This window comes from Spongiactinospora gelatinilytica, assembly GCF_003236385.1.
Lineage (GTDB): Bacteria > Actinomycetota > Actinomycetes > Streptosporangiales > Streptosporangiaceae > Spongiactinospora > Spongiactinospora gelatinilytica.
In genome coordinates this window covers 1-20,844 of record NZ_POUA01000098.1, presented here as the reverse complement: position 1 = coordinate 20,844, position 20,844 = coordinate 1, and the positions used below count along the sequence as shown (strand labels likewise).

The 20,844-nt window shown below is 69.0% G+C and carries 15 protein-coding genes; 8 read left to right on the top strand and 7 right to left on the bottom strand.

All coding sequences use genetic code 11. The features are described 5' to 3' along the window. Positions 1 to 349, top strand: a 349-nt coding sequence (locus C1I98_RS14755) for a Uma2 family endonuclease (protein WP_233507871.1), incomplete at its 5' end; no start/stop codon positions are given. A 618-nt stretch (positions 350 to 967) separates the two neighbouring features. On the opposite strand, the gene uvrB is transcribed toward C1I98_RS14755, so the two are convergent. Further along, the gene (gene uvrB, locus C1I98_RS14750) at positions 968 to 3,073 is read right to left on the bottom strand and encodes an excinuclease ABC subunit UvrB (protein WP_111167748.1); all 2,106 of its coding nucleotides are present in this window, start codon (positions 3,071 to 3,073) and stop codon (positions 968 to 970) included. A gap of 273 nt (positions 3,074 to 3,346) precedes the next feature. On the opposite strand from uvrB, the gene C1I98_RS14745 reads away from it, so the two are divergent. The 3 genes from C1I98_RS14745 (at position 3,347) to C1I98_RS14735 (ending at position 7,129) form a co-directional block, all read left to right on the top strand. Beyond that, complete coding sequence (locus tag C1I98_RS14745) at positions 3,347 to 5,020, top strand: SPFH domain-containing protein (RefSeq protein ID WP_111167744.1); 1,674 nt, start codon at positions 3,347 to 3,349, stop codon at positions 5,018 to 5,020. After that, complete coding sequence (locus C1I98_RS14740) at positions 5,017 to 6,285, top strand: SPFH domain-containing protein (protein WP_111167743.1); 1,269 nt, start codon at positions 5,017 to 5,019, stop codon at positions 6,283 to 6,285. Before C1I98_RS14745 ends, C1I98_RS14740 begins: the two co-directional genes overlap by 4 nt. Before the next feature lie 70 nt (positions 6,286 to 6,355). Then, positions 6,356 to 7,129: a sporulation protein gene (locus tag C1I98_RS14735; RefSeq protein WP_111167742.1), complete on the top strand. Its 774-nt coding sequence runs from the start codon at positions 6,356 to 6,358 to the stop codon at positions 7,127 to 7,129. A 46-nt stretch (positions 7,130 to 7,175) separates the two neighbouring features. Here C1I98_RS14735 and coaE read toward each other — a convergent pair whose 3' ends face one another. The 5 genes from coaE to polA form a co-directional block, all read right to left on the bottom strand. Continuing rightward, complete coding sequence (coaE, locus tag C1I98_RS14730) at positions 7,176 to 7,775, bottom strand: dephospho-CoA kinase (RefSeq protein WP_111167741.1); 600 nt, start codon at positions 7,773 to 7,775, stop codon at positions 7,176 to 7,178. Beyond that, a complete protein-coding gene (locus tag C1I98_RS14725; protein ID WP_111167747.1) occupies positions 7,775 to 8,263 on the bottom strand; it encodes a GNAT family N-acetyltransferase in 489 nt (162 codons plus the stop codon). The genes coaE and C1I98_RS14725 overlap by 1 nt, the downstream gene beginning before the upstream one ends. A gap of 113 nt (positions 8,264 to 8,376) precedes the next feature. Further along, positions 8,377 to 9,873, bottom strand: a complete 1,497-nt coding sequence (gene rpsA / locus C1I98_RS14720) for a 30S ribosomal protein S1 (protein ID WP_111167740.1) — start codon at positions 9,871 to 9,873, stop codon at positions 8,377 to 8,379. A gap of 225 nt (positions 9,874 to 10,098) precedes the next feature. After that, positions 10,099 to 11,229: a polysaccharide deacetylase family protein gene (locus tag C1I98_RS14715; RefSeq protein ID WP_233507870.1), complete on the bottom strand. Its 1,131-nt coding sequence runs from the start codon at positions 11,227 to 11,229 to the stop codon at positions 10,099 to 10,101. Between the two features lie 82 nt (positions 11,230 to 11,311). Continuing rightward, positions 11,312 to 14,020, bottom strand: coding sequence for a DNA polymerase I (polA, locus tag C1I98_RS14710; RefSeq protein WP_438672081.1), 2,709 nt, complete (start codon positions 14,018 to 14,020; stop codon positions 11,312 to 11,314). Positions 14,021 to 14,724: 704 nt separating this feature from the next. Between polA and C1I98_RS14705 the strand changes: the two genes are divergently transcribed. The 4 genes from C1I98_RS14705 to C1I98_RS14690 are packed head-to-tail and all read left to right on the top strand — an operon-like array spanning position 14,725 to position 18,745. Next, the gene (locus tag C1I98_RS14705) at positions 14,725 to 15,900 is read left to right on the top strand and encodes a branched-chain amino acid ABC transporter permease (RefSeq protein ID WP_111167738.1); all 1,176 of its coding nucleotides are present in this window, start codon (positions 14,725 to 14,727) and stop codon (positions 15,898 to 15,900) included. Between the two features lie 13 nt (positions 15,901 to 15,913). Beyond that, positions 15,914 to 16,903, top strand: coding sequence for a branched-chain amino acid ABC transporter permease (locus tag C1I98_RS14700; RefSeq protein ID WP_111167737.1), 990 nt, complete (start codon positions 15,914 to 15,916; stop codon positions 16,901 to 16,903). Continuing rightward, entirely contained in the window at positions 16,893 to 17,927 is a 1,035-nt protein-coding gene (locus C1I98_RS14695; protein ID WP_111167736.1) for an ABC transporter ATP-binding protein, read from the top strand. Before C1I98_RS14700 ends, C1I98_RS14695 begins: the two co-directional genes overlap by 11 nt. Continuing rightward, entirely contained in the window at positions 17,924 to 18,745 is an 822-nt protein-coding gene (locus tag C1I98_RS14690) for an ABC transporter ATP-binding protein (protein ID WP_111167735.1), read from the top strand. Before C1I98_RS14695 ends, C1I98_RS14690 begins: the two co-directional genes overlap by 4 nt. 317 nt (positions 18,746 to 19,062) lie before the next feature. On the opposite strand, the gene C1I98_RS14685 is transcribed toward C1I98_RS14690, so the two are convergent. After that, positions 19,063 to 20,352, bottom strand: a complete 1,290-nt coding sequence (locus C1I98_RS14685) for an ABC transporter substrate-binding protein (protein ID WP_111167734.1) — start codon at positions 20,350 to 20,352, stop codon at positions 19,063 to 19,065. Positions 20,353 to 20,844 lie beyond the last annotated feature (492 nt).

The following is a 20,844-nucleotide window of genomic DNA, read 5'->3' as shown; positions in this document are numbered from 1 at the left end:
CCGTGAGACGACCGCCGTGCTTCCCAAGTGGCTCCGCCCCCCGCCTCCAGGCGGCTGGACCGCCGACATGCTCGACCACCTGCCCCCCGGCACCCCGCGGCACGTCGAGCTGATCGACGGAGCGCTCACGGCGCGGCCGCCGCAGACGGTCTTGCACATGCGGGTCGTCAGCCTGCTGGAGAACGCGATCCGGCCGCCCGCCGGGCTTGCTGTCGCGCGCGAGATGACGGTGACGCTCGGCCTGCGGCAACGCCCTGAGCCCGACATCCTCGTGGTCGAGGCCGCGGCCCTGCACAGCAGGCTGACCACGTTCAAGCCGGAGCAGGTTCACAGGCAGCAGCCGGAGTAGCCCGACCACCGGTCGAAGCGGCCCAACCGCAGGCCAGGGCAACCCGGCCGCGAACCCCAATAGCTCGACCACAGGAAGGAACAGCCGAACCGCGAACCGAAGCAGCCAGCCAGTGACCGAGGGAATCCGGCCGCAGGCCGGAGTGACCGGACCGCAGGCCGGGGTAACCCGACCAATGGGCGGGGCGGAGCCGGGGTTGCGATCTCCGCGCTGATGGAGCAGGTCAGGCGCTACCGCCCGGACGTTCGCACGCTTCAGGAGGTCATCGGGCCGGTGCCGGACCGCGGGCGAGAACAGGCGCACCCCGGACCGGAGTAACCCCACGGTAGACCGAAACGCCCTACCCCCAGTTAAGGCGACCGACCGCAGGTCGAAGCGGCCCAATCGCGAGCCGGAGTGACGGGGCCGCAGGCCCCGCCGGTGGGCGGGAGCGACCCGGCCGTGGATCGGGGAACCGGGCCGTAGGTCGGGGGAACCGGCTGAGGGCCGGAGTAGCCCAGGCCCAGACCGGACGGCCCGCCTCGGGGCTGGGCGAGCCGGGCGTGGGGCGAAGGGGGTTCAGCCCTCGGCCGGGTGCGCCGGTCGGGTCCGTGGGGTCCTTCGTGGATAGGGGGAGTATCAGGAGACGCCGGCTTCTTGCATGTCGCGGACCTCGCGCTTGAGTTCCTTGATTTCGTCGCGGAGGCGGGCCGCGACCTCGAATTGGAGGTCGGCGGCGGCCTGGTGCATTTGGTCGGTCAGGGACTCGATCAAGGACTCCAGCTGGGCTCGGGGCATTTCGCCGGCGATGGCCTTGGCGTGCTGGCCGGCCTGGCGGGAGAGGCCGGGGACGGGGGCCTTGCCGCGGCTTTGGCGGCGGCCGCCGCCGAGGAGTTGGTCGGTGTCGGCGTCTTCACGGTTGAGCTGGTCGAGAATGTCGGCGATCTTCTTGCGCAGCGGTTGCGGGTCGATGCCGTGGGCGGTGTTGTAGGCGACCTGCTTCTCGCGGCGGCGGTTGGTCTCCTCGATCGCGCGCTGCATCGAGGGGGTGACCGTGTCGGCGTACATGTGGACCTGGCCGGAGACGTTTCGCGCCGCGCGGCCGATGGTCTGGATCAGCGAGGTCTCCGAGCGCAGGAAGCCCTCCTTGTCGGCGTCGAGGATGCTGACCAGCGACACCTCGGGCAGGTCGAGGCCCTCCCGCAGCAGGTTGATGCCCACCAGCACGTCGAACTCGCCGAGGCGCAGCTCGCGCAGCAGCTCCACCCGGCGCAGCGTGTCGACCTCGCTGTGCAGGTAGCGGACCCGGATGCCCAGCTCCAGCAGGTAGTCGGTGAGGTCTTCGGACATCTTCTTGGTGAGGGTGGTGACCAGGACCCGCTCGTCGCGGTCGGCGCGCTCGCGGATCTCGTGGACCAGGTCGTCGATCTGCCCCTTGGTGGGCTTGACGACGACCTCGGGGTCGATCAGCCCGGTGGGGCGGATCACCTGCTCCACGACGTCGCCCTTGACCCGGTTGAGCTCGTAGGAGCCGGGGGTGGCCGACAGGTAGATCGTCTGGCCGATGCGATCGAGGAACTCCTCCCACTTCAGCGGCCGGTTGTCCAGGGCCGAGGGGAGCCGGAAACCGTGGTCGACCAGGGTGCGCTTGCGGGAGGCGTCGCCTTCGTACATCGCGCCGACCTGCGGAACGGTCTGGTGGGACTCGTCCAAAACCAGCATGAAGTCGTCGGGGAAGTAGTCGAGCAGGGTGTTCGGCGCCGACCCGGCCTCGCGGCCGTCGATGTGGCGCGAGTAGTTCTCGATGCCGGCGCAGGTGCCGATCTGGCGCATCATCTCGATGTCGTAGGTTGTGCGCATGCGCAGCCGCTGCGCCTCCAGCAGCTTGCCCTGCTGCTCCAACTGCGCGAGGCGAGCCGTGAGCTCCGCCTCGATGCCGGCGATCGCGCGTTCCATCCGCTCGGGGCCGGCCACGTAGTGCGAGGCCGGGAAGATGTACAGCTCGGTGTCCTCGGTGATCACCTCGCCGGTGAGCGGGTGCAGGGTGGCCAGCTTCTCGATCTCGTCGCCGAACATCTCGATGCGGACGGCCAGCTCTTCGTACTGGGGAATGATCTCGATCGTGTCGCCGCGCACGCGGAAGGTGCCCCGGGTGAAGGCCAGGTCGTTTCGCGCGTACTGCATGTCGACCAGGCGGCGTAGCAGCCGGTCGCGCTCGATCTCCTGGCCGACCTTGAGCCGGAGCATCCGATCGACGTATTCCTGTGGGGTGCCCAGGCCGTAGATGCAGGAGACGGAGGCGACCACGACGGTGTCGCGGCGCGTCAGCAGCGAGTTGGTCGCCGAGTGGCGCAGCCGCTCGACCTCCTCGTTGATCGAGGAGTCCTTCTCGATGTAGGTGTCGCTCTGCGGGACATATGCCTCGGGCTGGTAGTAGTCGTAATAGGAGACGAAGTATTCGACGGCGTTGCCCGGCATCATCTCGCGCAGCTCGTTGGCGAACTGCGCGGCCAGGGTCTTGTTGGGCTGCATCACCAGGGTGGGCCGTTGCACACGCTCGATCAGCCACGCGATGGAGGCGGTCTTGCCGGTGCCGGTCGCGCCCAGGAGCACGCTGTCCTTCTCCCCGGCGGTGATCCGGGCCGTGAGCTCGGAGATCGCCTGGGGCTGGTCACCGGACGGTGTCATTTCGGTGACGACCTTGAACGGCGCCACACTGCGCTGCAGATCTGTAACTGGCCTCACGCACTCCACTGTAGGCGGCCCCACCGACAGAAACGGACCGCCTGGTGACCGCCTCCGCGAGCGCCGAGCCCGCCGCCGCAGTCCAGGCTGACCTGCGCTCATCACACAGACGCACCGCCGGTGACAACGATCAATCCGATGTTAAGCAGATCGCAAGCGTCGTTCTCTTAACTGTCCGGCAGCAACGGTGTGTCTATCACTACATGCCGTGATATATCCGGAACTCCACATAGTTCTGCGCTCACCGCGCGTGACAACCCGGAGGTGTGATGGATGGCCCGTCCACGACAGGCGGTCATCGACAAGGCGAGGGGCGTCGCCCAGCGAGTCGCCGAGGGTGGTGATCTGCGCGGCGCGGTCGGGCAGGCCATCGACGAACTCGCCGGGCAACTGCCCGGTGACAAGGGAGCGGGCTTCCGCCTGAACCCGGACGACTTCCTCGCCGCCCGAGACCAGGCCGGCTCGCTCGGCACGCTGATCGAGGCGAGGTCCGCGTCGCTGAACGAGGCGAGCGAGATCGTCAACCGCAGCTTCGCCGGCAAGGGCCCGAACGGCGAGCCCGCCCACGTCATCTCGCCCGTGATCATGCCGAGGTCCGGAACCGCCAAGGTGATCATCCCACTGGTGGTGCTGGCCGGGCTCGGCCTGGTCGGGCTGGTGGTGAGCGGCCTGCCCATCGATGCGGCGGTACTGTTCGGCCCGCACTACTGGGCGGTGCTGGTACTGGCCGCCGCGCTCCTGTGGTGGCGCAGGAGCGTGGTCATGGTGCCGGAGGGGTGCCGCGCGCTCATCACCAAGTTCGGCAAGCTGGTCCAGATCGCCGAACCGGGCCGGGTGACGCTGTTCAACCCGTGGAAGCGGGTCAGTTACATCGTCAACACCACGCGTGAGTACCCGTTCAACGCCCCCATCCGCGAGGCCCCCACCCAGCAGGGCGTCAAGGCCAGCGTGGACCTGTTCCTGCAGTTCCGGATCGAGGACCCGGCCGAGTTCATCTTCGTGCTCGGCTCGGTGACCGGCTTCCAGGCCAAGCTCCAGAACGCGATCAGCGAGGTCACCCGGAGCCTGATCTACGCCCAGCGCGCGGAGGACATCTACGACCTCGTCGGAGAGAGCACCGTCGGCATGCTGGACAACCTGAACCAGCAGTTCCTGCCCGCCGTACGGCTGACCGACGTCAACATCACCCACGCCGAGCCGTCCAGCCAGGAGTACCGGATGGACCTGGCCGCCCCCGAGATGGTCCGGGTGGCCAAGGAGGCCTACACCTACGAGTACGAGCTCCAGCTCCGCAAGGAGCAGAACGAGGGCGACCTGACCAAGGAGCTGGCCGGACTGCAGGAGACGCTGTCGGCCATCCACGCGGAGATCGCCGGATACCAGGCACAGATGGACACCGCGCTGGAACGTGCCTCGCACCAGGCCAAGGCCCAGGCGCGGCAGCGGCTGGTGGAGGCCGAGAGCACCGCGAACGCCAACGCCGCGCTGCTGGAGGCCCAGGCCCTGGACATCCGTGCGCTCTCGGCGGCCGAGGCCCCCGAGATCCTGGACTACCGGTTCCAGACCGACCTGCTGGACAAGCTGGAGGGCGTGGCCACCCGGCTGCCCCAGGTGATCCAGGTGGGCGACGGCGCCGACATCGACTTCCTGGCCCTGGCCAGGCAACTGGTCGGCGGCAAGGACGCGACGCTGTTCTCCGGCGAGGACATGGCCGCGATCCGCGCCCGGCTGGGCGAGATCGGGCGACGGATCTCGGAGCGGGAGTCCGAGATCGCCGCGCTGCTCGCGGCGGGGACGCCCACCGTGCCGGCCGGGCCTGCGCCGGAGCCCGTACCGGCCCTCGTGCCCGGGGCCGCCCCGCGGCCCGAGCCCACCGGACGGCACGCGCTCAGCACGCAGCCCGCGCCTCACGAGGAGCCGCCCTTCACCCCTGGGGAGACCCGATGAACCGCGACTTCTCCAAGATCAAGGAATCCCTGGCCTCCTGGTCGGAGATCCGCCAGTTGCTGCGCGGCGGCGAGCAGGGCCAGCTCGTCCCCGTGGTGATCCCCAAGGACCGGCGCGGGTTCTCGTGGATGACGCTGATGTTCCTGGCCGTCTACCTGGCCGGTACGGCGGTGCTGGCCGAGTACGCCATCGTCAGCCTGCTCGCCTGGATCGGCGCCGCGTTCTTCCTGGTCACCGGGCTCGTCTGGATGTGGCGGCGGGCGATCATCGAGATCGAGCAGGGCACCACCGGCGTGCGCAGCAGGTGGGGCGCGATCACCGGCACGCTCGACCCCGGCCGCCACTACCTGTGGCTGCCCTGGGACCGGGTCGAGGCGGTCGTGGACACCTCCACCGAAATCCCCTACACCGCGCCCATCGCCGCCTGCCCGACGGCCGAGAACGTCCCGCTCAAGGCCATCGAGTTCTTCCTGAAGTTCCGGATCGTGGACCCGGTCGCCTTCGTCCGCACGATCGGCGCGGGCAACTTCGACCTCGTGCTCTCCAGCGCCGTCCAGGACGCCATCCGCCAGCGCAGCCGCAGGGTCAACACCGAGCGCGCCTACGACCTGCGCGGTTCCGACGTCAACGACATGCAGGAGGCGCTGAACCGCCAGCTCGGCCGGTACGGCGTGCGGGTGATGGGCTGCAACATCCCCGACGTGCAGCTTCCCGACCAGTACCAGCAGCACCTGTCCACCCGCGAGAAGGTCGCCAAGGAGCTGTCGGCCTACGAGCGGGAGTGGGAGCTGACCAGGAAGCGCCGCATCGACACGCTGCTGATGGAGATCGAGCGGGCCAAGAAGACCCGCGACGCGCGGATCGTCGAGGTCAAGGCCGCCCACAACACCGCGCGCAAGGACGTCGCGCGGATGCTGGAGGAGCACGAGACCGAGGCGCAGCGGGTGCGCTGGGAGATCGAGGCGCGCGGCCGGGCCGAGCTGACCTTCGCCGAGAACGAGGCCAAGGCGCAGCGCCGGCTGGCGGACTCCTACCGCGACAACCGCGCGGTGCTTCAGTACGAGCTGGCCAGGCGCCGCCTGGAGGTGGGCGCCAAGCTGGCCGAGAGCGCGCCGCAGCCGCTCGTGGTCAGGACCGGGACCGCCTCGGGCGAGTCGTCCGCGCTGTCCACGCTGCTGCTGGCGCAGATGCTCCCCAAGATCACGGGAGGGAACGGCCAAGTGCCGCCGCCCGTTGTACAACCCCCGCCCCCCAGGTCCGCCTGACCTGGACCGGCGGGTCCGCCCCGAACCTGACAACCCCCTGCTGAGTCACTTCATACCTGGAGACGTCCCGATGGTGTTCCGCAAACTGATGGCCGCGTTCGGCGCGGGTGTCGAGGTAGACACGGTCCTGCACAACTCGAACGTCCGTCCCGGCGACATCCTCCGCGGCGAGGTCAACTTCCGCGGCGGCTCCGCCGACCAGCGGATCGACGGAATCTTCATCGACTTCACCGCCAAGGTCGAGGTCGAGAGCGGCGACAACGAGTACAACGCGACCTACAGCTTCCTGCACCAGGCGGTGGCCGGGCCGTCGGAGCTGCCGGCGGGCGACTCCAGGTCGGTGCCGTTCGAGATCCAGGTGCCGTGGGAGACGCCGATCAGCGCCATCGGCGGGCATCCGCTGCGCGGCATGCGGCTCGGCGTCGCCACCGAACTGTCCCTGGCGGGAGCGCTGGACAAGGGCGACCTCGACCCGCTGTTCGTCAACCCGCTGCCGGCGCAGGAGTACCTGATCAACGCCCTGAACCGGATGGGGTTCGGGTTCAAGAAGGCCGACCTGGAGCGCGGCACGCTGCGCGGCTCCGGCATGCCGTTCTTCCAGGAGATCGAGTACTACGCGGGGCACGAGTGGCGGCGCCACTTCAACGAGCTGGAGCTGACGTTCATCGCGGGGCCGCAGGCGATGGACGTGATCTTGGAGGCCGACAACCGCGGCGGGTTCCTGTCCGCGGGCGGTGACACCTACAGCAGGTTCACCGTCGGCTACGGCGACAATCCGGCGGGGGTGGAGCAGACCATGCAGAACGCGCTGCAGGCCATGGCCCGCCGCCGCGGCTGGTTCTGACCTGACGCGAGAGGGCCCCGGCGTACGATCGCGCGCCGGGGCTTTCTCAACGCCCGGCCTGGCGGCCCAGCGCCGCCCAGACATCCCCCACACGCGCCTCCAGATCGGCCACAGAGCCCTCGTTGGGCACGATGTGGTCTGCTACCGCCAACCGGGCCTCCCGGGACGCCTGGGCGGCGATACGGGCCTTGGCGTCGGCCTCGCTCATGCCGCGGATCCGGACCAGCCGCTCCAGCCTGATCTCGTCGGAGGCGTCGACGACGATCACCGAGTCGTACTGCGGGGCGAGGCCGTTCTCCACGAGCAGCGGCACGTCGTAGACCACGATCGCGTCGTCGGGGGCGACGGCCCGCAGCTCGGCGACCCGCGCGCCGACCAGCGGGTGGACGATGCCGTTGAGCGTGGCGAGCTTGGCGGAGTCGGCGAACACGATCGACCCGAGTCTGGCCCGGTCCAGCGCCCCGTCCTTCGTCAGCACCTCCTCGCCGAACGCCGCCACGACGCGGGCCAGGCCCTCGGTGCCGGGTTCGACGACCTCCCTGGCCACCTGGTCGGCGTCGATCACGACCGCCCCCCTGCGGGCCAGCATCCGCGCGACCTCGGACTTGCCCGACCCGATCCCGCCGGTGAGCCCGACCGTCAACATCAGGACCGCTCCTCTCCGGCCGGTCGCGCCGGGCGGCGCATGTGGACGAGCGTCAGATGCTCATGGACCCGTTCCCTGCCGGTCTCCCGATAGCCGTACCGCCGGTAAAGCCGCAGGCTCGTCTCCGACAGATGGCCGGTGAACAGGTCGAACGCGGCGATCTCCGCCGCCTCGGCGGCCTTTTCGTGCAACGCACCGAGCAGCCTGCCGCCGATGCCCCGGCCCTGCATGTCCGGGACGACCACCAGCCGGCCGACCAGGCAGGTGGTCCCGGAGAGCAGGCCGCGCACGGAGCCGATGATCCTGGAACCCGCCGACGCCTTCAGCATGAGCCCGGTGCCCGCGGCCTGGCGGATCCGCTCCACCGACTCCACCAGCGGCGGGATGAACGGGTCGCCGTAGAGCTGGGCCTCGGTCACGTAGGCGGCGCGCTGGACGGTCAGGATCTCCCCGGCGTCGTCCGGCCCGGCCCTCTCGATCCGTGTCACGGCGACCACCCTACTGACCCAGCGAGAGGCCGGAGAACACGAAACCCCGCCACGAGGGCGGGGTCCGGTGGGTCCGGTGGCCCCGGCCGGACAGGCCGGGGCGAACCGGTGTGTCAGGTCTGGCCGCCGGCCAGCTTCTCGCGCAGCGCCGCGAGGGCCTCGTCAGAGGCGAGTGCGCCGCCGGTGCCGCCGCTCTGGGCGGGGGCGCTGCTGGTCGAACCAGCCTGGGGCTCGCCGGTGTAGGAGGACTGGGCGCCCTCTCCGCCGGCCTCGGCCTCGGCCTTGCGGGCCTCCTCGACCTGCCGCTTGTGGGCCTCGAAACGCGCCTGGGCCTCGGCGTACTGCCGCTCCCACTCCTCACGCTGCTTCTCGAAGCCGTCCAGCCACTCGCCGGTCTCAGGGTCGAAGCCCTCAGGGTAGATGTAGTTGCCCTGGTCGTCGTAGGTCGCCGCCATGCCGTACAGCGTGGGGTCGAACTCCACGTCGGCGCCGATCGCGCCCTCGTTGGCCTGCTTGAGGGACAGCGAGATGCGGCGCCGGTCGAGGTCGATGTCGATGATCTTCACGAAGATCTCGTCGCCGACCTGGACGACCTGCTCCGGGATCTCCACGTGGCGCTCGGCCAGCTCGGAGATGTGGACCAGGCCCTCGATGCCCTCCTCGACCCGGACGAACGCGCCGAACGGCACCAGCTTGGTGACCCGGCCGGGGACGACCTGGCCGATCTGGTGGGTGCGGGCGAACTGCTGCCAGGGGTCTTCCTGGGTGGCCTTGAGCGAGAGGGAGACCCGCTCGCGCTCCATGTCCACGTCGAGAACCTCGACGGTGACCTCCTGGCCCACCTCGACGACCTCGGACGGGTGGTCGATGTGCTTCCAGGACAGCTCCGAGACGTGCACCAGACCGTCCACGCCGCCGAGGTCGACGAACGCGCCGAAGTTGACGATCGAGGACACGACCCCCTTGCGGACCTGGCCCTTCTGGAGGGTGTTGAGGAACGTCTGGCGAACCTCGGACTGGGTCTGCTCCAGCCAGGCGCGGCGGGAGAGGACCACGTTGTTGCGGTTCTTGTCCAGCTCGATGATCTTGGCTTCGAGCTCCCGGCCGACGTAGGGCTGCAGGTCGCGGACCCGGCGCATCTCGACCAGGGACGCCGGCAGGAAGCCGCGCAGCCCGATGTCGAGGATGAGGCCGCCCTTGACGACCTCGATAACGGTGCCCGTGACGATGCCGTCCTCGTCCTTGATCTTCTCGATCGTGCCCCAGGCGCGCTCGTACTGGGCGCGCTTCTTGGACAGGATCAGGCGGCCTTCCTTGTCCTCCTTCTGAAGGACAAGGGCTTCAACGTGCTCGCCTACCTCGACGACCTCGGCCGGATCGACATCGTGCTTGATCGAGAGCTCACGGGAGGGGATGACTCCCTCGGTCTTGTAACCGATGTCGAGCAAGACCTCGTCTCGATCGACCTTGACAACGGTGCCCTCGACGATGTCACCGTCATTGAAGTACTTGATGGTCTCGTCGATCGCGGCGAGGAAGGCCTCTTCGGAACCGATGTCGTTGACCGCTACCTGCGGGGTGCTCGAGGTGGCCTCAGTGCTGCTCGTCATGTGTGGAATTGCTCCGAACGCGGACAGATGTCGATGTGTGGCTACCGCGCGGCAGGCCCTCACTTCAACCCGAGGAATCGTTGATCGACATCGTCGAGCGCGAGCCCGCTCCGTCTGAGGCACGCGCGAGCCCACAGCGCAGCGATCAGCATATGAGACGTGAGCAGCCTGGTCAATCCCGGGAAGCGGACCCATCGGGGGCCCGATGCCCCCGCGTCACGCGGGCTAATAGGCGTTGACCTGCCGGCTCCCCTTGACCGCGATATTACCCTGAAGTTGCCGCGGGATGGATATCCGGGCGGGATCGCCGTCGGCGGTGTACCGCTGGTCAGGGTGTTTCGCCAGCCAGTCGAGCCAGTACTTGGAGCACCAGCGGCGGCACTCCCCTTTTTTGCCGTTGCTCTGGATCCGCTGGATGCTGCCCCGGTCGAGCTTCTTGTGGTGCGGGGACAGCGAGGGCTCCGCCCCGGCCAGGAAGACGCCCTTGTAGTCGTACCCGGTGCCGCCCCACTTGCCGGTCTTGGAGGTCTTGCCGCGCGGGCGCGAGCCGAACGGCAGGGCGAAGGTCTCCGAGTCGGTCACCCCGAGCCGCTGGAGCAGCCGCTCGCCCCTGGCGATCTGCTCTCGCGCCCGCTTCGGCGGGATGGCCCTGAGGTCGGGGTGCCCCCAGGTGTGGTTGCCCACCTCGAAGCCGCGCTCGATCAGCCAGCGCACGGCCTGCTCCTGCTGCTTCACGTTCTCCAGCCCGAACGGCCGGCTGTTGATCCAGAACGTCGCCACGGGCCGGAAGTCCGGGTACTTCTTGGCGACGTCGTAGATGATCGCGACCGCGGTGTCCTTGGCCGGCATCCCCCGCTCGTCCAGGGCGAAATGGCTCTCGTGGCCGTCGTCGAAGGTCAGCACCACCGGATGCGAGCCCGCCGGGATGTTGATCTCGCCGCGCACGAACTCGCGGGCGGTGACCGGGACGTAGCCCTCCTTGGCCAGCCGCACCAGCTCGGCGCGGACGGCGGCCGGCGTGCGGTCGATGGACGCGTGCCGCTTGCCGACGATCCGGTGGTACATGAGCACCGGCACCAGGCCCAGTTCGTTGGCCTTGACCCGGCGCGCCGACTCCGGCGTGGCGGTGATCGGCGCGGGCGGGCCCACCGACGGGAGCGCCTGGACCGGCGGCGGCAGGGCCGTGGGGGGCACGGCCGGCGGCGTGGCCGGTCCGGTCTTCGGCCGCGGCTTGGCGGCGGGACGGTTCACCGGCGGATCTTGACCGGACATGGACTGAAGGGCGAGCAGCGCCGCCGCGACGACGATGACGTTGGCGATGGCGACCGCACGCGTGACGAAGGCCGGACTGCGCACACATCTCCAGGGCCGATCGGGGACGGACAGATCACCACACTAGGACCTATCCCCGAGATGCGCGCGAAACCAGACAAACCACTCAGTGCCCGGCGTCCTCCCATGTGCGGCCGACGCCGATCGAGACGTCCAGCGGGACGCGCAGCAGGTAGGCCGAGCTCATCTGCTCGACGGCGAGCCGCCGCACCGCCTCGGTCTCGCCGGGGGCCACCTCGAAGACCAGCTCGTCGTGGACCTGCAGCAGCATCCGCGAACGCAGCCCCTCCTCCCCCAGGGCCCGGCGCACGTTGAGCATCGCGACCTTGATGATGTCGGCGGCCGACCCCTGGATCGGGGCGTTGAGCGCCATCCGCTCGGCCATCTCGCGCCGCTGCCGGTTGTCGCTGGTCAGGTCGGGCAGGTAGCGGCGGCGGCCCATGATGGTCTCGGTGTAGCCGTCGTTGCGGGCCTGGGCCACGATCGCGTGCAGGAAGTCGCGCACCCCGCCGAACTCCTGGAAGTATTCGTCCTTCAGCGCCCTGGCCTCGGCGACCGGGATGTTGAGCTGCCCGGACAGCCCGAAGTCGGACAGGCCGTAGGCCAGGCCGTAGTTCATCGCCTTGATCCGGGCCCGCAGCTCGCCGCCGACCTGCTCGGGCGGCAGCCCGAACACCCGCGCGGCGGTGGCCTGGTGAAAGTCGTGGCCGGACTCGAAGGCGGCGATCAGCGACTCGTCACCGGACAGATGGGCCATGATCCGCAGCTCGATCTGGCTGTAGTCGGCGGTCAGCAGGGTCTCGAAGCCCTCGCCGACGGTGAAGCCCTGCCGGATGCGGCGGCCCTCGCTCGTGCGGATCGGGATGTTCTGGAGGTTGGGCTTTTCCGAGCTGAGCCGGCCGGTGGCCGCGATGATCTGGTTGAAGGTGGTGTGGATGCGGCCGTCGTCGCCGATCTCCTTGATCAGGCCCTCGACCGTGACCCTGAGCTTGGTCTGGTCGCGGTGCCGCAGCATGATCATCGGCAGCTCGTGCTCGGTCTGCGTGGCCAGCCAGGCGAGCTGGTCGGCGTCGGTGCTGTAGCCGGTCTTGGTGCGCTTGGTCTTGGGCAGCCCCAGCTTGCCGAACAGGATCTCCTGGAGCTGCTTGGGCGAGCCCAGGTTGAACTGCTCGCCGACCACCCCGTGCGCCTCCTCCACCGCCTGCTTGACCGCGGCCCCGAACTGGGCCTCCTGGGCGGCGAAGTGCTCCCGGCCGGCGGCGATGCCCGCGCGCTCCATCTCGGCGAGGACCCTGACCAGCGGCAGCTCCACATCGCCCATCAGGTGGGTGCCGCCGCGCGAGGAGAGGAACTCCTCCAGACCGTCGGCCAGCTCGCGCACCGCCTGGGCGCGCAGCGCGAGGTCACGGGCCTCGGCGTCGTCGTTGTCCTCGCCCGCGGCGTCGAACAGCGTGCCCTGCCCGTCGGGGCCGGACTCGGCCCGCAGCTCCCGCGACAGGTAGCGCACGGCCAGGTCGTCGAGCTTGAAGTCACGCTGGCCGGGGGTCGCCAGGTAGGCCGCCAACGCGGTGTCGCACGACAGCCCGCGCAGGTCCAGGCCCTGCGCCCACAGCGCGAGCATCGGGCCCTTGGCGTCGTGGACGGCCTTGGGCCTGGTTTCGTCGGCCAGCCATTCGCGCAGCGCCCGCTCGTCGCCCTCGGTGAGCGCCGCCGGGTCGACGTAGGCCGCGACGCCGTCGGGCGAGGCGATGGCCAGCGCGTCGATGCGGCCGGTGCCGCTGCCGTAGGCGCCGCGGAACTCCAGCCCGGCCCGGCCCTGCGGCATGTCGGCGAGCCAGCCGGCCAGCTCGTCGGGGCCGGGCATGGTCAGCTCGACCTCGAAGCCCGCCTCCGCCTCGGCGGTGGCCGAGTCGGGGCCGAGCGTGTTGAACAGCCGCTCGCGCAGCTCGCCGCGGATCTGCAGGGAGTCAAGGAGCTTGTGGATGCCGTCGCGGTCGAAGGCGCCCATGGTGAGGGCGGCGATGTCGGCCTCGACCGGCACGTCGCGGCGCAGCTCGGTGAGCCGCCGGTTGAGCAGCACCTGGTCGAGGTGGTCGCGCAGCTTCTCGCCGACCTTGCCCTTGACCTCGTCGACGCGGTCGACCAGCTCCTCCAGCGAGCCGTACTCGCGGATCCACTTGGCGGCGGTCTTCTCGCCGACCCCCGGGATGTTCTTCAGGTTGTCGCTGGTGTCGCCGCGGATCGCGGCGAAGTCGGGGTACTGGACCGGGGTCAGCTCGTACTTCTCGTAGACGGCGTCGGGCGTGAACCGGGTCATGTCGCTGATGCCGCGGCGGGTCATCAAAACGGTGATCCGCTCGTTGACGAGCTGGAGCGCGTCGCGGTCGCCGGTGACGATCAGCACGTCCATCTCCTGGCCCGCGGCCTGGGTGGCGAGCGTCGCGATCAGGTCGTCGGCCTCGAAGCCGGGCTGGGACATGCGCGGCACGCCCAGCGTGTCGAGCATCTCGAAGATCAGGCTGACCTGGCCGCGGAAGTCTTCCGGCGTCTCGGTGCGGTTGGCCTTGTACTCGGCGTACTCGACATGCCGGAAGGTCGGCTCCGAGCGGTCGAAGCAGACCGCGATGTGGGTCGGCCGCTCATCGCGCAGCGCGTTGACCAGCATGGAGGTGAACCCGTAGACCGCCTCGGTGTGCTGGCCGTCGGTCGTGACGAGGTTGGCCTCCTTGAGCGCGTAGAACGCCCGATAGGCCAGCGAATGCCCGTCGAGCAGCATAAGGCGTGGGGACGCGGGGGTCACTTCTGTCTTCGGCACACCACGCAGCCTAGTCGTCTGCTACGACAGAAAACCTGAGCTCGGCACACCGTGGGGATCTCTTTGACACCGGCCCGCTCCCAGGTCGGAACGGCCGACCCGCGGCAGGGCGGTGATGAGCCCGGGGCGCCTTTGGTGCCGTGAGTGGGCTTCCCCGCCCCGCACGTTGTCTACTCGGCCACCCCGGGCTCCGCTGGCTCCACGGTAGCGAGCCGGCGGGCCTCGCGCAAAGGGTGACGTCAGAGGCTTTTGTGGTGATCCACGACGTTCGTAACGTTCGAGGGGGTAGTGACGATGGTGGCCAGAGGTGTCCCCCTTGGGGTCCTGGCCGAATTGGCGTAATTAGCCAAACCATAAGACGGCACTGTCGGACTTCACATGTTCAGTAAATATGCTCTGACCTGGTCGATTTTTCCTCACGCCGAAGAAACACCCTGGTCACCGATTGGTGACGAACGGCCTCTTACCGGGCGGCCCAGAGCTAAGCTCCGCCCACAGCATTGCACCTCATTCTTGCGATGTGGCGTGCCGGGATGGGGGCACAACCTCCACCACGACCTCATTAGGGAGCACCATTGCGCAGAGCCGTGATCGCGTTCACGGCGTTCCTTGGCGGACTCTTCTTCCTGCTCACGTCCTCCACCGCTGCGGCGTGGGCAGAGGGCGAGGGCCTGAAGGGGACACTCAAACACCAGAGTCAGCCAGTGAACGGTGTGAAGATCAGTGTCGTTGACGAGGGCGGGGACGCCGTCGGCGACGACACCACCGATGCCAAGGGCGAATGGGCGATCCCCGTTCCCAAGGCAGGCACCTACAAGGTCACCCTGGACCAGAAGACGCTCCCGCAGGGAGTGGCGCTGAAGTTCAAGGACAGAGCGACCCTCACGGTACAGGTCTATGAGGGCAACCAGCGCACCGTACTGTTCGCCATCGCGGCGGGCGGAGGCGGCGGCCCGGGCGACGCCGAGACGGCCACGCCGCCGAGCGAGTCGGCCCAGTACTGGACGCGCGTGGCGCAACTCGGCTTCGAGGGGCTGAGCCTCGGCCTGATCATCGCGCTCGGCGCGGTCGGCCTGTCGCTCATCTTCGGCACGACCGGGCTCACCAACTTCGCGCACGGGGAACTGCTCACCCTCGGCGCGTTCACCGCGTTCGTGTTCAACACCGCCATGGGGCTGCACCTGTTGATCGCCGCCCCGCTGGCCGTGGCGGTCGCGGCGGTGTTCGGATACGCCCAGGACCGATGGTTCTGGGGCGTGCTGCGCAGGCGCAAGACCGGGATCATCTCGATGATGATCGTGTCGATCGGCCTGGCCATGTTCCTGCGGTACACGCTGCTGTTCTTCTTCGGCGGCCAGGGCAGGTCCTACGAACAGTACGTCGCCCAGCAGGGCATACAACTCGGCCCGATTTCGGCCACGCCCAAGAGCCTGGTCGCGATGGCCATCGAGATCGCCGTGCTGATCCTCATCGGCCTGGGGCTGCTCTACACGCGCATCGGCAAGGCGACCCGCGCGGTGGCCGACAACCCGGCGCTCGCCGCGTCCTCGGGCATCAACGTCGATCGGGTCGTGCGGATCGTGTGGGCGGCGGGCACCGCCACCGCCGCGCTGGCGGGCATCCTGCTCGGCACCACCCAGAACCTCGGCTACCAGATGGGCCTGCAGGTCCTGCTGCTGATGTTCGCCGGCGTCACGCTCGGCGGCCTCGGCACCGCCTTCGGTGCCCTGGTCGGGTCCCTGATCGTGGGAGTGTTCATCCAGGTCTCCACGTTGTGGATTCCACCCGAGATGAAGACGGTGGGCGCGCTGGTGGTCCTCATCATCGTGCTACTCATCCGGCCGCAGGGCATCCTCGGCCGCCGCGAGCGGATCGGTTAGGGGGACCGCGGACATGGACTGGACTCTCATCATCAGCCGCGCCGCGGAGGCCGGCATCGGCACCGAGACCGTGATCTACGCGCTCGCCGCGATCGGCCTCAACGTGCACTTCGGCTACACCGGCCTGCTGAACTTCGGCCAGGCCGCCTTCCTCGCGGTCGGCGCCTACGCGATCGCCGTCACCGTGTCGACCTTCGGCCTGCCGTTCTTCCTGGGCGTGGCCATCGGCCTGGCCCTGGCGATCGTGCTGGCCCTGCTGCTGGGCATACCCACCCTGCGGCTGCGGGCCGACTACCTGGCCATCGTCACCATCGCCGCGGCCGAGATCGTCCGCCTGGTGGTGCGCGCGGTGGCCCTGCGGGACACCTTCGGCGGCACCGACGGCCTGCAGGGGTTCTCCGACTCCTTCTACTCGCTCAACCCCTACCCCGCCGGGCAGTACGAACTGGGCTCGATCATCGGCTTCGACCACCGCACGATGTGGGTGCTCACCGTCGGCTGGGTCCTGGTCGCGATCTCCTGCTTCCTGATCTACCTGCTCATGAAGAGCCCGTGGGGCCGTGTGCTGAAGGCCATCCGCGAGGACGAGGACGCCGTGCGCAGCCTCGGCAAGAACGTGTTCTCCTACAAGATGCAGTCGCTGATGATCGGCGGCGTGATCGGCTCGCTGGCGGGCTTCATCTTCGCGCTCAGCCGGGCCGCCGTGCAACCGGACCTGTTCAGCACCGAACTGACCTTCTACGCGTACACGGTCCTCATCCTCGGCGGCGCCGCCCGCATCCTCGGGCCCGTGGTGGGCGCGGCCATCTTCTGGGCCCTGCTCGTCCTGATCACGACCGGTCTGGAGGAGGCCGTCCGCGCGGGCGTCATCACCTTCATCACCACCAACCAGGTCGGCGCGATCAGGTTCATGCTGGTCGGCCTGGGGCTCATGCTCCTGCTCATCTTCCGGCCGCAGGGCATCTTCGGCGACAAGAGGGAGATCGCACTCGATGCACGCTGACGAAGCCGCCGCAGACCGCTCGCCGAAGGCCGCGGGGCACACCCCGCAGGCCCCCACGGACGGCAACCGCGGGGCGCACGCCACCGCCGCCTTCGCCGGGCTCGCCACCGAGCCGGGCGTGGCCAAACCCGACCCCATCCTGGTCGTCGACAACGTGGTGCGCCGCTTCGGCGGCCTCACGGCCGTGGACGTCGAGCACGTCGAGATCCAGCGTGGTTCCATCACCGCGCTCATCGGCCCGAACGGCGCGGGCAAGACCACCTTCTTCAACCAGCTCACCGGCTTCGACAGCGCCGACGCCGGGCAGTGGACCTTCAACGGCCGCAGGATCAACGGCCTGGCCGCGCACAAGATCGCCCGGATCGGGATGGTCCGTACCTTCCAGCTCACCAAGGCCCTGTCCAAGCTGACGGTCCTGGAGAACATGCGCCTGGGCGCCCAGAAGCAGATCGGCGAGAGCTTCCTGCGGGCGCTCATTCCGAGCCTGTGGCGCGACCAGGAGGACGAGATCACCCAGCGGGCCGAGGAACTGCTCACGCGGTTCAAGCTGGACGCCAAGCGCGGCGACTTCGCCGGCAGCCTGTCCGGCGGCCAGCGCAAACTGCTGGAGATGGCCCGGGCGCTGATGGTTGGCCCCGAGCTGGTGATGCTCGACGAGCCCATGGCCGGGGTCAACCCGGCGCTCACCCAGTCCCTGCTCGGCCACGTCAAGGACCTGCGCGAGCAGGGCATGACCGTGCTGTTCGTCGAGCACGACATGGACATGGTCCGTGACATCAGCGACTGGGTGGTCGTCATGGCCCAGGGCCAGGTGATCGCCGAGGGCCCGCCCGGCACGATCATGTCGGACACCCGCGTGGTGGACGCCTACCTGGGCGCGCACCACGACACGCCCCTGTCGGCAGAGGAGGAGGAGCGGCAGCTCGCCGAGGCCGAGGCCGAACTGGAGGCCAAGGCCGCCCAGGAGCCCGGCCCGGACTCCCCGGAGACCGACGCGACCGCTCAGGAAGGAGCAGGCCGGTGACCGAGCCCAACGGCCAGCCGCTCACCCGGGCCCAGGAGGCCCGCGACACGTCCGCGGCCGCCGTCACCGACCGTTCCGCGCACGTCGCGGCGGCGAAGGACGCGGTGCTGCGCTGCGACGAGCTGTACGCCGGATACGTGCCCGGCGTGAACATCCTCAACGGGTGCGACCTCTACGTCGGCGACGGCGAACTGATCGGCATCATCGGCCCCAACGGCGCGGGCAAGTCCACCCTGCTCAAGTCGATGTTCGGGCTGGTGGACGTGCGCCGGGGCACGGTGACCCTGAAGGGTGAGAACATCACCCGGCTCAAGGCGCACGCGCTCGTGGCGCGTGGGGTGGGATACGTCCCGCAGACCAACAACGTCTTCCCCAGCCTCAGCATCGAGGAGAACCTCCAGATGGGCGCGTTCCAGGCGCCCAGGAAGTTCAAGGAGCGCTTCGAGTTCGTCGCCGAGCTGTTCCCCGCGCTGAAGGAGCGCCGCAAGCAGCGCGCCGGATCACTGTCCGGCGGCGAGCGGCAGATGGTCGCCATGGCCCGGGCCCTGATGACCGAACCCTCCGTGCTGCTGCTCGACGAGCCCTCCGCGGGCTTGTCGCCCAAGCTGCAGGACCAGGTGTTCATCCGGGCCCAGCAGATCAACCGGGCGGGCGTCACGGTGATCATGGTGGAGCAGAACGCCCGCCGCTGCCTGCAGATCTGCGACCGCGGCTACGTCCTCGACCAGGGCCGCAACGCCTACACCGCCACCGGCAGGCAACTGATCAACGACCCGAAGGTGATCGAGCTCTACCTCGGCACGCTCGCCAAGGCCTGATCCCGCACCGGCGAACGGCCCCGGCCCCCCTCGCGAGGGGGTCGGGGCCGTTCGCATGCGCGCCGCGCCGAGGCATGCGCCTGCGCGGCGCTGAGCGCGTCGTGGAGCGGCCACCGGTGCGCGGCCGGTATCGCCGTTTCCGTACCGGCGGCGACGGCCGCGAGCGGGCCCCTGAGGCGTCCGAGGCGGTCCATGCCGAAGGGCCCCGGCCGGGAGTGGCCGGGGCCCTTCGGTACAGCGATTCGTGATGGGGAGATCAGCCTGCCCTGCGCGGGCTCATGGCCGCCGTCTCCCCAGGTGTGGAACGCCGGGCGGGATCAGCCCTCGACCTTGCCCGTACGGAAGTCGACGTTCTTGTGCGTGTTGCTGTCGTCGTACTGGTAGACGCCGATGGTGGCCTCGGTCGGGTCACCGGCGTCGCTGAACTCGATCGGGCCGCTGACGCCGTTGAAGTCGACGTCTTTGCCCGCCTTGATCAGGTCGACGCACGCCTTGAAGTTGTCGCACTTCTCGCCGCCCTTGCTGACCTCGGGCAGCTTGGCCGCGATCGCGGCGCCCTCGTCGCTCTTGGCGGCCTCGGCGGCCAGCGCGATCAGGATCGCGGCGTCGTAGGACTCGGGACCGTAGTTGAAGTCCTTCAGGTCCGGGTTGATCTTCAGCAGCTTGTTCTTCAGGTCGTCCTTGACCTCCGCGCCGGGCTGGGTGCCCTTGACACCCTTCAGGGTGCCCTTCGGGAAGTCCTCGGAGTAGTTCTGGAGGTTGCCGTCGACGAAGTAGAGCTTGACCTTGTCGGGACCGATGCCCTGCTTGATCAGTTCAGGGATGATCTTCTTGCTCTCCTCGAACGAGATCAGCGCCAGCGCCTTGGGGTTCTTGGCCTTGATCTTGGCGACGTCGGCGGAGAAGTCGGCCGCGGCCGGGTCGTAGGCGATCTTGTCGGTGACCTCGCCACCGCCGCCCGTGACGGCCTTCTCCACCTGGTCGGCCAGGCCGGTGCCGTAGGAGTCCTGGCGGTTGAGGATCGCGACGGCGTCGCTGCCGTCCGCGATGATCAGGTCGCCGAGGACGCGGCCCTGCAGGACGTCGGAGGGCGCCGTACGGAAGTACAGGCCCTTGTCGTTGTAGGTCGTGAACTCGGGCGAGGTGTTGGCGGGCGAGAAGTGGATCACGCCCGCGTTCACGATCTTGTCGATCACCGTGAACGACACACCGGACGACGCCGCGCCGATGATGGCGTCGGCCTTCTGCTGGATCATCTTGTCGACGGACTGCGAGGCGATGTCGGTCTTCGCGTCACCGGAGTCCGTGTGGACCTTGGCCACCGACTTGCCGAGGACGCCGCCCGCGGCGTTGATCTCCTCGATGGCCAGGTCCACGCCGGCGAACTCCGGGGGTCCGAGGTACGCCAGGTCACCGGTCTGCGGTAGCAGGGTCCCGATGGTGAGCGTGCCGTCACCCTTGGACTGCGCCGCGGACGTTGATGGCGCCGAGGACGCAGAGTCGGTCGGCGCGGCAGCGTTGTTGCCGCCACCGCCGCAGGCCGTCAGCGCGAGACTCGCGGCCGCAGCGACGGCCAGCACGCGCCCGACGGGGGCAATGCGGATCATGAAGCATCTCCTTCATCCAGGCCGGGATATGTCAGCGCCGCCGACCCGTCCCGATCGAATGACGGAAACGTATAAAACCGCACACCCCACAAGCCATAGATCCGCCGGAACTGAGGGCACTTGGATGCGGAGTCGTAATCACTCCTCAACTTACCGGTGGTCGGATCGGCATTACCGGCGTGACGTGTAACAACGTGCTACATCGCACCACCATCGTCTCACATGCCGGTTACCCTGTCTCGTATACCGGAAGTAAAAGCGATCTACCCGGACATGGCCCGGCGCTCCTGGCGGGTGGCGCGGCCTGGTGAGCATCTGTCGGAAGACGCACCTGAGCAGAGTATTGATGCCCTATAACAGGATAGATAGCCAGTTGTCGGGTTTTGTAATCCTGGACGGCGGGCTAAGGTGCCGATCGTGATCGGCCCCGCCGTACCCCGCCCGCGTCACCGGCGCGGCCCCCGCGCCAAAGCCGCAGCGCTCGCGCTCACC

Bases quoted from the DNA above. Each gene is read 5' to 3' on its own strand.
- C1I98_RS14745 (WP_111167744.1), top strand. From the start codon at position 3,347: ATGGCCCGTCCACGACAGGCGGTCATCGACAAGGCGAGGGGCGTCGCC.
- C1I98_RS14740 (WP_111167743.1), top strand. From the start codon at position 5,017: ATGAACCGCGACTTCTCCAAGATCAAGGAATCCCTGGCCTCCTGGTCG.
- C1I98_RS14735 (WP_111167742.1), top strand. From the start codon at position 6,356: ATGGTGTTCCGCAAACTGATGGCCGCGTTCGGCGCGGGTGTCGAGGTA.
- coaE (WP_111167741.1), bottom strand. From the start codon at position 7,775: ATGTTGACGGTCGGGCTCACCGGCGGGATCGGGTCGGGCAAGTCCGAG.
- rpsA (WP_111167740.1), bottom strand. From the start codon at position 9,873: ATGACGAGCAGCACTGAGGCCACCTCGAGCACCCCGCAGGTAGCGGTC.
- C1I98_RS14700 (WP_111167737.1), top strand. From the start codon at position 15,914: ATGGACTGGACTCTCATCATCAGCCGCGCCGCGGAGGCCGGCATCGGC.
- C1I98_RS14695 (WP_111167736.1), top strand. From the start codon at position 16,893: ATGCACGCTGACGAAGCCGCCGCAGACCGCTCGCCGAAGGCCGCGGGG.
- C1I98_RS14685 (WP_111167734.1), bottom strand. From the start codon at position 20,352: ATGATCCGCATTGCCCCCGTCGGGCGCGTGCTGGCCGTCGCTGCGGCC.